Below are 12,339 nucleotides of genomic sequence, written 5' to 3'. Positions count from 1 at the left end.
AAGGATGCACGAAGCCAGTCTTGTCCAGGGGCTGCTCAAGATAGCCCTGAAAACTGTGGAAGACCACAATGCGGCCCACCCGGAACAGCGGGTGCGGCGCATCCGCAGCATCACCTGCGAGCTGGGCCTCATCTCCTGTGTGGAGCCGCAGACCCTGAAAGGCTGCTTCGAGATCCTTGCCCAGGGCGGCATGGCCGAAGGCGCGGAGCTCATCCTGCAGACCGCTCCCCTGCCCTGCCGCTGCACGGATTGCGGACATACATTCGAGCTGCACAGAAGGCACTTTACCTGCCCCCACTGCGGCAGCGACGCCATACGCTTCACCGGCGGACACGGTCTTGTGATGACCAATCTGGAGGTGGAGCCGGAGGAAAGCCATGATTGAGCATATTCAGGTAATACCCGACAAATGCCGCGCCTGCCGCCGCTGCGAAGTGGCCTGTATCGCCGCGCACCACGGGATGACCTTCAAGGAAGCCATGAAGCACCGCGACGTGCTGGTCTCGCGCGTGCAGGTGGTCAAGGCCGAAGGCTTCAAGACCACCGTGCGCTGCCACCAGTGCAGCCCCGCCCCCTGCTGCAACATCTGCCCCACCGGCGCCCTGCAGCAGGAAGAGGACGGCCGCATCACCATGCGCGTGCAGCTGTGCGTGGCCTGCAAGATGTGCATCGCCGTCTGCCCCTACGGCACCATCTCGCTGGATACCATCGGCATGCCCGAAGAAGGCGGCGAGACCATGGCCCAGCGCAGCCGCCGTGAAGTGGCCGTGCGCTGCGACATGTGCAAGGCATGGCGCGAAGAGAACGGCAAAAAGATCACCGCCTGCATGGAGGCCTGCCCCGTGCACGCCCTTTCCATGGTGGAGCCCGACGGCACCATCATCGAAGCGCCCAAGCCCGAAAAGAAAAAGCCCGCCGCCGAATAGCGCGCACGGGCCACCAGGCGGCGTTGCAGCCGCATTTCGATGGGGGGAGAGGAGGAGCTTTGAAAAAGCTCCTCCTCTCCCCCCTCGCCTCTCCCTGTTCCCGATACCCGCTGCGTCGTGCGGCGGATGCTGTCCGCAGGGCCTGCGCAGGACGCGACGCCGTCACGCACCGGCTTCATCCGCTGTTGTCTGCGCACGCGACGCTCCGGGCCTTCGTCACGATGGGCAGGAAGATGGGCCGCCATCCGGCCGGCCCATCTTCCTGCCCCGCCTTCCCCTCCTTCCGCCGTGGCAAGAGGAAAGGGCCGCTGGAGGCCGGCGATCCTGTACCAGCGGGCAAGCCCCGTCTCCTGACGGACGTTCCATGAACGCTGCGGCACGGTCTTCCCTGACCGGCGGCTCCGGTGGCGGGCCCATGCCCGGGAACAAGACGACCGGCGCCCGCAGGTACGGACGCCGGTCAGGGTGCGGCACGGGCCGCCGTATGCCCGCAGGGGGGGGAGAGATGCGGGCCGCCGGACGGCCGGGCCTTGGGACTAGCGGAACCAGCCCAGATCGAAATCCTCCCCCTTGACGGGCTTGGCTTCTCCGGGGCCGCCAGTCACCAGTTCTTCCGGGACGCTCATGCGCGGCAACAGGTCGCCGGACAGGGCACACAGACGATAGGCCCCCACCAGGATATTGCCCCGTGCCGTCTCGGCCTGAGACGCGGAATTGTAAAGTTCGTTCTCGGAGTCCAGCACGTCCAGCAGGCTGCGGTTCCCCAGCAGGAACTGGTCATGATAGGCCTGCCGGGTATAGGTATTGTTCACCACGGCATCGGAGTAGTGCTTGTATTGCTCCTTCGCGGCCTGGTAGTTGCTCCAGGTGGATTCCATGTCCAGGCGCAGGGTATCCATATAGTCGTACAGGTTCTGCCGCGCTTCGCGTTCCCGTGCCGAAGCGGCCCGGATGCCTTCCACGTCGGCGCCGCTGTTGAACACGTTCCAGCGCACCGTGGCCAGCACGTCGAAGCTGTAGACCCAGCGGTCACGGTCGCCACCGCGGTCGCTGTACTCCGGCCCGGCCTCCAGCTGGAACGTCGGGTACATGTTGGCCTCGGCCAGCTCCTTCTGCCCCTTGGCAGCGCGGATGTCCTGCAGGAAGGCCGCCAGCTTGGGGTTATGCTTTTCGGCCGTCTCGATGAAGGCCGCCACCGTATCGGGCATGTCCGGCGGCATGGGGACGGCATCCAGCTGCCCCACCGTATAGATGCCCGTAAGGCGGGAATAGGTGGCATAGGCCACGCGCAGGGCGTCCTCGGCCTCGGCCAGGGAAGAGCGGGCGCGTTGCAGACGGGACTCTGCCTGGGTCACGTCGGCCTGGGTGTCGGCCCCCATGCTGGCCCGGTCGCGGGCCTGGCCCAGGATGGCTTCATGACGGGCCACATTGGTACGGGCCAGCTCCAGCAGCTTGATGCGCCGCAACAGGTCGATATGGGCGATGATGCCGTCCAGGGAAAGGGACGTGGCCGTATCGAAGACCCGGGCCTTGACCGAATCCAGGGTGGCCTGGGCCGTGCGTACCCGGCTGCGGGTAGCGAAGCCGTCCCAGATGGGCTGGACCAGTTTGGCGGACACGCTGCCCACGCTCAGCCACTGGTCATCGACATCGAGCCCGCGGGAGGTGGTATCGCTCAGGACACCGACCCCGATGGAGCCGCTGACGTCCACACGGGGCCCGAAACCCGCCTGTGCCTTGCTGACCTCATGTTCCAGGGCGGAACGGTTCTCCTTGATGCTCATCAGGCTGCGGTGGCTGCTCAAGACACCGTGGACGGTATCGTTCACCGTGATGTGCGCCCGCGTGCTCCCCGGCCGGACATCGTCCTTTGCCCAGGCACTCCCGGCGCTCCAGACCAGCAAACAGGCCACAGCCAAAGCTGCCGGCATCCATTTTTTCAGATCGTCCATAACTCCTCCTTACGTTCTGCACCATGACAGAGATCGCAGGGCGCCCATGCGCCCTCTTCTAAAGCCGGGGATCACCGGACGCCACTTCCCGCCCCGTATGCCGCTCCAGCCATGCGCGGATGCGGGCATGGGATGCGGCGCGGCGGCGCTTCTTTGCCCGCAGCATGGCAACATCGGCCCGGCGCAACAGTTCCTCGGCATCCATGCCACCCTTGTCCGATCCGGCGACGCCGAAAGAAAGCTCCACAGGCAGGCCACTGTCCTGCCGCCTGTGCAAAAGGGCCTGCCGGATGGCCGCCAGCCGCTTGCGCACCACCGCTCCCGGACAGAAGAACAGGATGACGAATTCGTCCCCCCCGATGCGGGCAAGGCAGTCCTCTTTCCTGATATGCGCCTGGAGCAGATGGGCGGCACGACAGAGCAACGTATCGCCGGCCTCATGGCCCAAGTGGTCGTTGACCAGCTTCAGGCCGTCCACATCGGCCATGACCGCATACAGGGGCCGGCCTTGCCCGTCTGCGTGCTGCAACACCCGTTCCAGATGGTAGCGGCTGGATACGCCTGTCAGAGGATCCGTCTGCACCTTCCCTTCAAGGGCATCGCGTTCCTCCTGCAACGCCGTGACGTCCGTATGCATGCCCACCACCCGCAGGGCCCGCCCCGCGCTGTCCCTGCCGGACACGCAGCCGCGTCCCAGTATCCACAGCCAGGAACCGTCGGCATGACGCATCCGGTAGGTGCAAACAAAAGCATCCCCCGCATCCGGCGATGCCGCCACCTTCATTGGCAAGGCCACGGCTTTTTCATGGTCGTCGGGATGTATGGCCCGGATCCACGACCCCAGCTCCGCCGGGAAGGTCTCCGCTGTGTGTCCCAGCATGGCCAGGTAGCTCTGGCTGTAGTAGACCTGGCCGCTCCAGACGTCCCAGTCCCAAAGACCGTCGCGGCAACCGGTCATGGCCAGGAGCAGGCGCCGTATCCCGCCTACGGAGGCCGCCTTGTGCTCCAGCAGCGGCGCCAGGGTCCCCGCCGCCGCGCAGGCACGTCCCCTGTCGTCACGGACCAGGACGGAAGCCGTGAACAGCAGGGGCGTCCCCTGGGGCCTGCGCGGCATCAGCACCAGACGCAGGCGCTCCGCGCCGTCGCGGGCGTCCAGCCAGCGCCGCAGTCGGGAGAGCAGCCCGGCCACCCGGTAGCGGCCATGCAGACGGCGCAGCCCCTCCCTGTCCAGCGTACCGGGCGCCTCGCCCAGCCCCAGCAACAGCATGCAGCGCATGTCCAGGAAGGGCATGGCCTGGCCCCGCGTATAGCTCCAGTAGCCATCCTCAACGTCTTCCGGCAACGATGCCGGAGGATCCAGCAACTCCAGGCAGGCAAGGATAATCTGCGGCCTGTCGTCGTCATCGCGCCGGAGGACATGCATATGCTCATTGACGTCCCTCCCGTTGCAGACATAGGCGCAGGCCGCTCCGGGCAGCCTTCCGCCGGAGCGCAGGACAGCCCGCTGCTGTCGCAGGAAACGGCGTTGCGAGGGCGGCACATGCTCCAGCAGGGCTTCCATCGTCGCCGGGGCTGTGTCCTCCCGCATCCCCAACATGGCGAGGGCCGACGTGCAAAAAAGGAGCGTGTCCGTCTGGAGGTGCCAGGAGAAGGCGGGAGAGGAAGAGGTGGAGAACAGCACGTTGCCTCCTCGGCTACGGGGGATAGGGAAGCAGGCGATGCGCTATCCCGTCAAAAACGGGATAGCCTTTCAGAAGCGGCAGCACAGGGAGCTGCGGCCCCTATCTCCTTCCTTTTCCGGCAGCCAGCCATCCTGTTTCAGGGATATGGCTGCATGCTAGCCAATAAAAATTCCATATTATGGCAAGAAAGTGTACTTTTTTGCCATAACTATTTGGAAAGCTATCTTCAGCCACATGTATTAAGGAATATAATACGCTAAAAAAGTACACTTTTTTGCCTTCCTATCGATATTTTTCCACCCTGTACGATTGATGATTCTTACCTGTCGCCAGTTTGCCGCACGGATGGGCCGCCAGGTCGTCCTGCTTCCCCGGCCGACCTGGCCCGCGAAGACTGTGCCTTCCTGTGCCGCCGCCTGTCGCCGCCCGCATGGCCGGGCCCTTTGAGCGTCGCCGTCCCGCGCGGCCTGGAGAGGCCCGGTGCGAAGGTTCCCCTTCCTGTCCAGGCGTGCGCGCTCGTCTGGAAAAGTCCGCGCGGCTCGGGCTGTTCCCACGAAGGCAGGCCATGGCAAGGAGAGGGACACCCCTCTTCCTTCAGGTGCCCGTGTCCGCACAACGCCCTGCCTGCCCTATCCAGCGCTGACTATAGCCCGGCCGACCTGATGTGGGCAGGCCGTCCCGCCGCCAAAATGCGTCCTTTGTCGCGCAAACGGGGGGTCGTCTTTACGCCACGCCCCCCAAAAGACATGCTCTCCATCAGATAAAAGGGATCGCGCACTATCGCGCAATCCGGACAGGAAAGCGCCCCGTCCTTCCGGCGCTGGAAGAAAAGGGCGCTTTCCCGGGCAAGGCGGTTTTTCCTGGAGCCAGGACGCATCACGGAGCGGCGCCCGGCTGAACATGTCGCCACGACAGACTGAAAAGGAAGATCCCCGCTCGTCTGCGCGGGGGCGATCCCGCCCCTGGCCCGCCGGTCCTCTTCCGCATGAAAGCGCGTCATGGGGGCCACCGGATGGCGGCCGCCGGCCATGTCCGTTGCGACGCAGGAAGCTGCGATCATCCCGGCGATGCTGCGCGGGACGGGGAAGTGGCCCCCTGGCGGGCCTGGGGCCCTTTTCCGCCTGGACGCCCCATCATGCATCCTGCCTTGGCGCTGCGATGCGCACCGCCAAGGCAGGCAGCTTGCTGAAAGCAAGCGCCTTGTTTAAGATGGCACTGTAGCAAGAAGTTTTCATACGGGGAGCGCGCCGCTGGACAAACCGAGGAACGTCCTCCGCCGTATGTCCCATACATGCTCTCCACCGGGGGCCGTCCGCATGGGTGGCGTCGGCTGGCCGCCGATCTGAAGCGCGGCATGGCCCTCCGCCATCGTCGGATGTTTCCGGGAAGGCAGAGAAGCAGGACCGAGGGCACCATATGCCACGTCCTGCCTGTTACCGTCCATCTGCAAGGCCCAGGCGCCATGAGCACGATACCCCGTCCCCACATCTCCTCTCTGTGGACCGCTGTCCTGTTTACGCTGTATTTTTTTGTCTTCCTCACCTCGGAAGTTTTTTTGCAAGACTGCCTGCTGGCGCTGGACAGGCCGGAAGACCTCCACATCTTCTTTTTGGGGCAGATGGCCTACCTGGCGGCGGGCTATCTGAGCCTGGCCCTGTGCCGGCGCTGCGCCTACGGCCTTTTGCGAAGCGTTGCGGCGGCGGCCATGCTGTTCCCCGCGCTGCTGTTCATCGCCCTTGCCTTCATGGGCATCCCGGCCTCCCTGCTCTTGTGGGCCGCCGCCTGCTCGTATTTTCTGGGGGGCACCGGGGCCTTCCTCCACTACAGTGCGGCCCTCTGCCTGCACCGCAGCGCCGTGACCGGCAGGGTGGCAGGCGGGAGCATCGGCCTGGCCGTCGCCATCCAGTTCCTGACGGACACCTGCCTGGACAGCGGGCAAACCGCCATCCTGCTGGCCCTGGTCTCGCTGGTCCTGGCCATGCTGCTGGCCCGGACGCCCGCTCCCGCGACGGCGGATGAGGCCCCCTCCGCCCCCCCTTCCCGGCGCACACTGGCTCTGGTCACGGCGGGCACGGCCATCCTTTCCATCGTCGTGGGCCTGAACGAAGATATCGTCACCCGGCTGTACGCCACGGGGGCGCTGGACGTGACCTCCTGGCCCCGCCTGTGCTATCTGGCCAGCCTGCTGCTGGCGGGCTTCCTTGCGGACATACGCAAGCGTGCCTTCATGCCGGTGATCACGCTGTGCGTGCTCATGCTGTCCAACATGGCGATTTTTTTCCTGAGCGACCCGCGGCATTACCAGCTCAATCTGTCCATCCTGTATTTTTACAGCGGTTTTTACGTCGTCTATTTCACCGTGCTTTTCCTCGACCTGGCCCCCGGGACGCGCTGGCCGCTGCTCTGGGCCGGTATGGGACGCCTTTGCCGCTCCCTGTGTGTGGGCGCCTTTTTTCTGTGTCCAAGCGACCTGTTCGGGCTGCTGGGGCAGGAGTACTCCATCGTCCTGAATACCCTGCTGCTGGCAGGCGTGTGCGCCATATTCTTCTGGAGCGGACAATTGCGCGATCACGGCGCCGCCAGATCCGCGCCGCCGTTGCGCCAGGCTCAGGCCATCGGCCTTTTCGCGCAAAAACACGCCCTGACCCACCGGGAGACCGACGTGCTGCGCGCCGTGCTCGCCTCGTCGGATCCCCTGGGGAATATCGCTGTCTGCCTGGGCATATCGGAACGGGTCATGCAACGGCACCTGACTTCCATTTACGCCAAGTGCGGTGTGAGCGGCCGTCTGGAGCTGGTGACAGCCTTCTTCGGCCAGACGCCCCCGTAACCTCCGTCATCCGCCCCCGCCGGCCTGCCGATGTCGCCCCTACTGCGTCGCTGCCCCAGCCCGGGCCCGCCGCCATACCGGCGGGGCTGCCGGGCATCTGCCGGTGACAGCCCAAAAAACACACGAGCGCCCGTTACCGTCCTTACGGTAACGGGCGCTCGTGTCCTGGACGAAGAAAAAGCGTGCCCCTGGACGTCATCGCCCAGGCCAGGGGGCCTTCCCGCGTGCCGGCGCGGGCACACGGCGCTTCCCGGCCCCAAGGCCGCCTGTCATGTCGCGGTGGAGCCTATTCCCCGGCCATGAAATCGGACCAGCGGGCCAGCAGGGCACGCAGGGCGTTGCCGCGATGGCTGCGGGCGTTCTTCTCGTCACGGGTGAGCTGGGCGGCGCTTTTGCGGATGCTCTCGTCCCAGAACAGGGGATCGTAGCCGAAGCCGTTCTCGCCCAGGGGCTCTTCGAGGATGCGGCCTTCCCAGGTGCCGCGCACCACGAGCTCGCGGCCGTCGGGATGCACGGCCACCATGCAGCTCACGAAGCGGCAGGAGCGGCGGGCCTGGGGCACGTCACGCAGTTCGAACAGCAGCTTGCGCATATTGCGCTTGTCCACGCTCTCGCCGGGCAGGCTTTCCCAGTCGTTGGAATAACGGGCGGAATAGACGCCGGGGCCCTTGTCCAGGGCGTCCACTTCCAGGCCGGAGTCGTCGGCCACGGCCACAAGACCGGTGGCGGCACACACGGCGCGGGCCTTGATGAGGGCGTTTTCCTCGAAGGTGGTCCCGGTCTCTTCGATCTCGCCGATCTCGGGGAAGAGGGAAAGGCCCACCACCTCGATGCCGAAGTCGGCCATGGGATCGGCCAGTTCCCGGATCTTGCCGGCATTATGGGTGGCCAGCACCACCCGCAGCTTTCCGTTGTCGTTCATGAGTTCTCCTTGCGCACCGGCAGGTGCGGTCGTTGCAGTGTCGCGATCAGGATACCGCCGATGATGAGCAGGCCGCCCACCACCTGGGCCGTATTGACGGCCTCCCCAAGGACGATATGGGCCCCCGTGGCGGCGAAGACGGGCATGCTGTAGTAGACGATGCCCGCACGCACGGGCCCGATACGGCTGATGGCGGCCGTCCAGAGGCAGAAGGAACAGAAGGAGCAGCCCACCCCGGCATAGAGCACGCCGATAATGACGGCAGGCTCCCACTGCACGGGCGGCAGCCAGCTCATCTCGGCCAGCACGGGCGGCACGCAGAACAGCGTCCCCAGCCCGAAGGTGGCGGCACTGAAGCCGAAGACGGAAAGGTCCGTGCCCCGGTGGCGCATGAACAGCGAATAGAGGCCAAAACTGGCCGCCCCGCCCAGGGACCAGAGGTCACCGGGGGCAAAGCGCAGGGCCGCCAGGCGTTCCATATCGCCGCGGCTGACCAGGATCACGATGCCTGTGGCCACCACCAGCATGCCCAGCAGACGGCGCGGGGTGATGGCCTCGCCATAGAGCAGGCGCGAGAATATCAGGATGATGATGGGGGCCGTGGGCGCGATCAGGGCCATGTTCAGGCTCTCAGTGCTTTGTCCGGCCTTGTAGAAGAAGGTGTTCATCAGCGTCACGCCCAGCAGGGACATGACCACCACGAAGCGCCAGTGACGGCGCAGGGCGGGCCAGTCCTCGCGCAGGTGGCGCCAGGCAAAGGGCAGGATGGTGACGAAGGCCGTGAACCAGCGCCAGAAGTTGCACTGCCACGGCGGGATCATGTCCGCCACGGCGCGCGCCACCACGAAATTCCCCGACCAGATGACCACGGCCAGCAGGGCCAGCAAGTAGCCTGATGTGTTCTGTTTCATGCTTTTCCCGGCGCTGCCGTCCTCCTGCGCTCTCATAACAGGTTGCCCTGCAAATGGCAAAAGCGGGACGGGGCAGTCTTTCCTTTTCCCTGCAAACCGGCTATCTTGGCCGTTACGCGGCGCGTGTCGCGCTGTCTCCACTCCTGCACGGGGTTCCCCCGCTGCCCACTTCCACCAAGGTTTGCTCTCATGGCTCAGACGCGCCACCTTGTCCTTGGGCTCATGCCCCGTGGGGCCGATCCCGATACCCATTGGGCAGCCGGGCCCTGGTGTTTCGATACGGAAGAAGATTTCTTTCCCGGCTGGGAAGACAGCTTCGTCTTCGGCCGGGAACCTCTGCGCGATCCCGCAACGCTGGACAGGGCCGTGCTCATGGCCCAATCCCTGACCGTGGACAGCATCCCCGCCCTGGGGCGGCACCTGCTGGGCCTGCAACGCCGCCGCGCCGAGGAGAACAATCCCGTCAGCACCCTGCTGGGCCCGGAAGAGGTCGATCTGCCCGGCGTCTACTGGGAGACCCTGCTGACCCCCTGGGCCTGTACGGTGGCGCGCCAGCTGGTGGAACGCTGGCTGCGCGTGCGCGCCATGGTGGAGGACTGGGGCCACCTGCCCCTGCATGTGGAGCTGCTGCCCGAGGACTGCGCGTTTTCCTTTGCCACGGAACACGATTTCGTTATGAGCGGCGCCCTGGGCGCGGACTGGAACACCTGGCTCATGTCCCGCCTGCTGGAGGCCGTCTGGCCCGAACGCTGGACCCGCTCCTACGCCCTGCCCGTATGCACCTCCTATGGCCAGCTCGTCCCGCCGGAAGACAGCGGCAGCCTGAAACAGCGCCTGCGGGCCTGGGCGCGCTCCTGCGTGCTGCGCCTGCCCTGCCCGCCCCTGCGCGGCATGCGGCTGCATCAGGCCCTGCGCTATTCGCTGGCCCTGCTCCATCCCAGCCGCCAGCCCGATGCCAGCCGTCCTCTGGCCGCCCATTTCGGCAGCGCGGCCACCGGTGTGGCGCACGATCTGCCGCTCGATCCCCTGCCCATTTTCATCGGGGCCCTGCCCCAGACCCTTGCCGAGCTGGAGCATCCCGACCACGTCGCCCCGGCGCGCGTCCCGCGCGTGCGCGTGGCCTCGGTCCGTGCCCACGAGGATACCCATTACCGCCAGCAGCTGGCCATCTGGCGTGCCCGCGGCCACCGTGTCATGTTCGTCCAGCACGGGGGCAACGTGGGCCAGGTGCGCTGCCTGTGCGAGACCCCGCTGGTGGAGTTCAGCCAGCATGCGTTCGGCACCTGGGGCTGGGACCATTACGACGCCACGGGCGCCGGCAAGGGCGGCCAGTTCCTGCCGCTGCCCTATCCCCTGCTGGCCAACATGGCCGACCAGTGGCGCGGCGGCGACGATACCCTGCTCTTCGTGGGCGCGGAGATGCCCCTGTACGGCCACCGTCTCGATTCGCGCCCCACGCCCCTGCAGTGGCTCCAGTACCGGGAAGACAAACAGTGGTTCCTGGAAGACCTGCCCCGCCGCCTGCACGACAAGATCCTCTACCGCCCCCATTTCGACGCCCCAGGCGCGCTGGACGATGCGCCCTGGCTGTTGCCGCGTTTCCCCCATGTGCGCCTGTGCAGCGGCCCGCTGGAAGCGCAGATGCTCACCTGTTCGCTGATGGTCCTGGACCATCACGGCACCACCCTGCTCCAGGCCCTGGCCGCCAACGTGCCCACCATCGCCTACTGGGACAGATCCATCTGGCCCATGACCGACGAAGCCCTGGCCCGGCTGGACCTGCTGGCCGAGGCCGGCATCTGGCAGCCCTCTGCCGAGGCGGCCGCCGCCAAGGTCCGGGAAGTCTGGGACAACCCCGCCCGCTGGTGGCAGGATGAGCGCGTCCAGTCCGCCCGCCGGGCGTTCTGCCGCGAACACGCCTTCGTCGATCCCAAGGGCCCGGATGCCCATATCGTTTCATTGCTGCAACGTCTGTAAGGAGACCTCCCATGTCCCGTATGTCCACCGGCAGCGCCCTGTGCCGCCTGCCGTTGTTCGCCCTGCCCGCCGTCCTGGCCCTGACCCTGCTGCTGCCCGCGCCCATCCCGGCGGCCGATGCCACGGCTCCCACCCCTGACGCCGCGCAGGCCGTCGAAAGCGGCCCCAGCCCCGAAGAGCGCGCCGCGGAAGCCGTGCTGGGCGAAGTCCAGAGCGCCCTGGACAGCAAGGATTACAAAAAAGCCGTCACCCTGCTCACGCCGCTCACCAAGAGCGGCAATGCCGAGGCCCTGTACATCCTCGGCCGCCTGACCCAGGACGGGCGCGGCGTCAAGAAGAGCCCCCAGCGTGCCGTGACCCTGTTCCGTCAGGCCGCCGACAAGGGGCTGGCCAACGCCCAGAACGCGCTGGCCACCGCGCTGGCCACGGGCGACGGCGTGCGGCGCAACTACGGCGAGGCCGGACGCTGGTTCCGCAAGGCCGCCGAACAGGGGCTGGCCATGGCCCAGTACAATCTGGGCTACCTCTACGCCCACGGTCGCGGCGTGCGCAAAAGCGAAAATGAAGCCATCGACTGGTACGGCCGTGCCGCCAACCAGGGCCTGGCCGATGCCCAGTATTCCCTGGGCTGGATGTATCTCAACGCCAAGGCCAGCAACCAGGACGACACCAAGGCGGCCCACTGGTTCCAGCGCGCCGCGGAACAGGACCACCTCAAGGCCCAGAACAATCTGGCCTACATGTATGCCGAAGGCCGCGGCTTTGCCCAGGACAACCTCAAGGCCGTGGAATGGTACACCCGTGCCGCCGAACGCGGCTATGCCGAGGCCCAGTACAACCTGGGCTTCATGTACGAACAGGGCCGCGGCGTGCCGCAGGACTACGCCAAGGCCGTGGAATGGTACCGCAAGGCCGCCGAACAGAACGAGCCCGCCGCCCAGTACAGCCTGGGCCTCATGTACGACCAGGGCACCGGCGTGCAGCGCAACCTTTCCGAAGCCACCCGCTGGTACCGTCTGGCCGCCAAGAACGGCGACCCCGACGCCAAGGCCTATCTGCGCGCCCAGAACCGCAAGTAACGGCAAAGAGTTTTTTATGAGGGGGGAGAGGGAGACCCTTTTGGAAAAGGGTCCTCCCTC

9 protein-coding genes are annotated in these 12,339 nt (G+C 66.2%); 5 read left to right on the top strand and 4 right to left on the bottom strand.

Going from position 1 to position 12,339, the window contains the following annotated elements; all coding sequences use genetic code 11:
• Window positions 1-4 precede the first annotated feature (4 nt).
• Both DESPIG_RS09270 and DESPIG_RS09265 read left to right on the top strand, forming a co-directional pair.
• Window positions 5-385: a hydrogenase maturation nickel metallochaperone HypA/HybF gene (locus DESPIG_RS09270; RefSeq protein WP_006007876.1), complete on the top strand. Its 381-nt coding sequence runs from the start codon at window positions 5-7 to the stop codon at window positions 383-385.
• Window positions 378-926 (top strand): 4Fe-4S dicluster domain-containing protein, encoded by a 549-nt coding sequence (locus DESPIG_RS09265; protein WP_006007874.1) that lies wholly within the window; start codon window positions 378-380, stop codon window positions 924-926. The genes DESPIG_RS09270 and DESPIG_RS09265 overlap by 8 nt, the downstream gene beginning before the upstream one ends.
• Before the next feature lie 536 nt (window positions 927-1,462).
• Here DESPIG_RS09265 and DESPIG_RS09260 read toward each other — a convergent pair.
• The gene (locus tag DESPIG_RS09260; RefSeq protein ID WP_006007872.1) at window positions 1,463-2,878 is read right to left on the bottom strand and encodes a TolC family outer membrane protein; all 1,416 of its coding nucleotides are present in this window, start codon (window positions 2,876-2,878) and stop codon (window positions 1,463-1,465) included.
• Window positions 2,879-2,936: 58 nt separating this feature from the next.
• A complete protein-coding gene (locus DESPIG_RS12915) occupies window positions 2,937-4,559 on the bottom strand; it encodes a GGDEF domain-containing protein (RefSeq protein WP_050760307.1) in 1,623 nt (540 codons plus the stop codon).
• 1,463 nt (window positions 4,560-6,022) lie between these two features.
• Here DESPIG_RS12915 and DESPIG_RS09245 point away from each other — a divergent pair.
• Entirely contained in the window at window positions 6,023-7,390 is a 1,368-nt protein-coding gene (locus DESPIG_RS09245; protein WP_040369784.1) for a helix-turn-helix domain-containing protein, read from the top strand.
• A gap of 286 nt (window positions 7,391-7,676) precedes the next feature.
• On the opposite strand, the gene rdgB is transcribed toward DESPIG_RS09245, so the two are convergent.
• Window positions 7,677-8,312: an RdgB/HAM1 family non-canonical purine NTP pyrophosphatase gene (rdgB, locus tag DESPIG_RS09240; protein WP_006007858.1), complete on the bottom strand. Its 636-nt coding sequence runs from the start codon at window positions 8,310-8,312 to the stop codon at window positions 7,677-7,679.
• Window positions 8,309-9,223, bottom strand: coding sequence for a DMT family transporter (locus DESPIG_RS09235; RefSeq protein WP_040369783.1), 915 nt, complete (start codon window positions 9,221-9,223; stop codon window positions 8,309-8,311). The genes rdgB and DESPIG_RS09235 overlap by 4 nt, the downstream gene beginning before the upstream one ends.
• 189 nt (window positions 9,224-9,412) lie before the next feature.
• Between DESPIG_RS09235 and DESPIG_RS09230 the strand changes: the two genes are divergently transcribed.
• Window positions 9,413-11,200, top strand: coding sequence for an LIC12162 family transferase (locus tag DESPIG_RS09230; RefSeq protein ID WP_006007854.1), 1,788 nt, complete (start codon window positions 9,413-9,415; stop codon window positions 11,198-11,200).
• Between the two features lie 11 nt (window positions 11,201-11,211).
• Window positions 11,212-12,279 (top strand): tetratricopeptide repeat protein, encoded by a 1,068-nt coding sequence (locus tag DESPIG_RS09225; protein ID WP_246118345.1) that lies wholly within the window; start codon window positions 11,212-11,214, stop codon window positions 12,277-12,279.
• Window positions 12,280-12,339: the final 60 nt, after the last annotated feature.

Origin of the sequence: Desulfovibrio piger ATCC 29098 (assembly GCF_000156375.1) — a bacterium.
GTDB classification, from domain to species: Bacteria; Desulfobacterota; Desulfovibrionia; order Desulfovibrionales; family Desulfovibrionaceae; genus Desulfovibrio; species Desulfovibrio piger.
Note: the sequence above shows the minus strand (reverse complement) of the source record. Positions and strands in the feature narration are given on the sequence as shown.

What these genes read in the sequence shown, in the direction of transcription:
- rdgB (WP_006007858.1), bottom strand. Translation starts at nt 8,312, where the DNA reads ATGAACGACAACGGAAAGCTGCGGGTGGTGCTGGCCACCCATAATGCC.
- DESPIG_RS09270 (WP_006007876.1), top strand. Translation starts at nt 5, where the DNA reads ATGCACGAAGCCAGTCTTGTCCAGGGGCTGCTCAAGATAGCCCTGAAA.
- DESPIG_RS09230 (WP_006007854.1), top strand. Translation starts at nt 9,413, where the DNA reads ATGGCTCAGACGCGCCACCTTGTCCTTGGGCTCATGCCCCGTGGGGCC.
- DESPIG_RS09265 (WP_006007874.1), top strand. Translation starts at nt 378, where the DNA reads ATGATTGAGCATATTCAGGTAATACCCGACAAATGCCGCGCCTGCCGC.
- DESPIG_RS09225 (WP_246118345.1), top strand. Translation starts at nt 11,212, where the DNA reads ATGTCCCGTATGTCCACCGGCAGCGCCCTGTGCCGCCTGCCGTTGTTC.
- DESPIG_RS09235 (WP_040369783.1), bottom strand. Translation starts at nt 9,223, where the DNA reads ATGAAACAGAACACATCAGGCTACTTGCTGGCCCTGCTGGCCGTGGTC.
- DESPIG_RS09260 (WP_006007872.1), bottom strand. Translation starts at nt 2,878, where the DNA reads ATGGACGATCTGAAAAAATGGATGCCGGCAGCTTTGGCTGTGGCCTGT.
- DESPIG_RS09245 (WP_040369784.1), top strand. Translation starts at nt 6,023, where the DNA reads ATGAGCACGATACCCCGTCCCCACATCTCCTCTCTGTGGACCGCTGTC.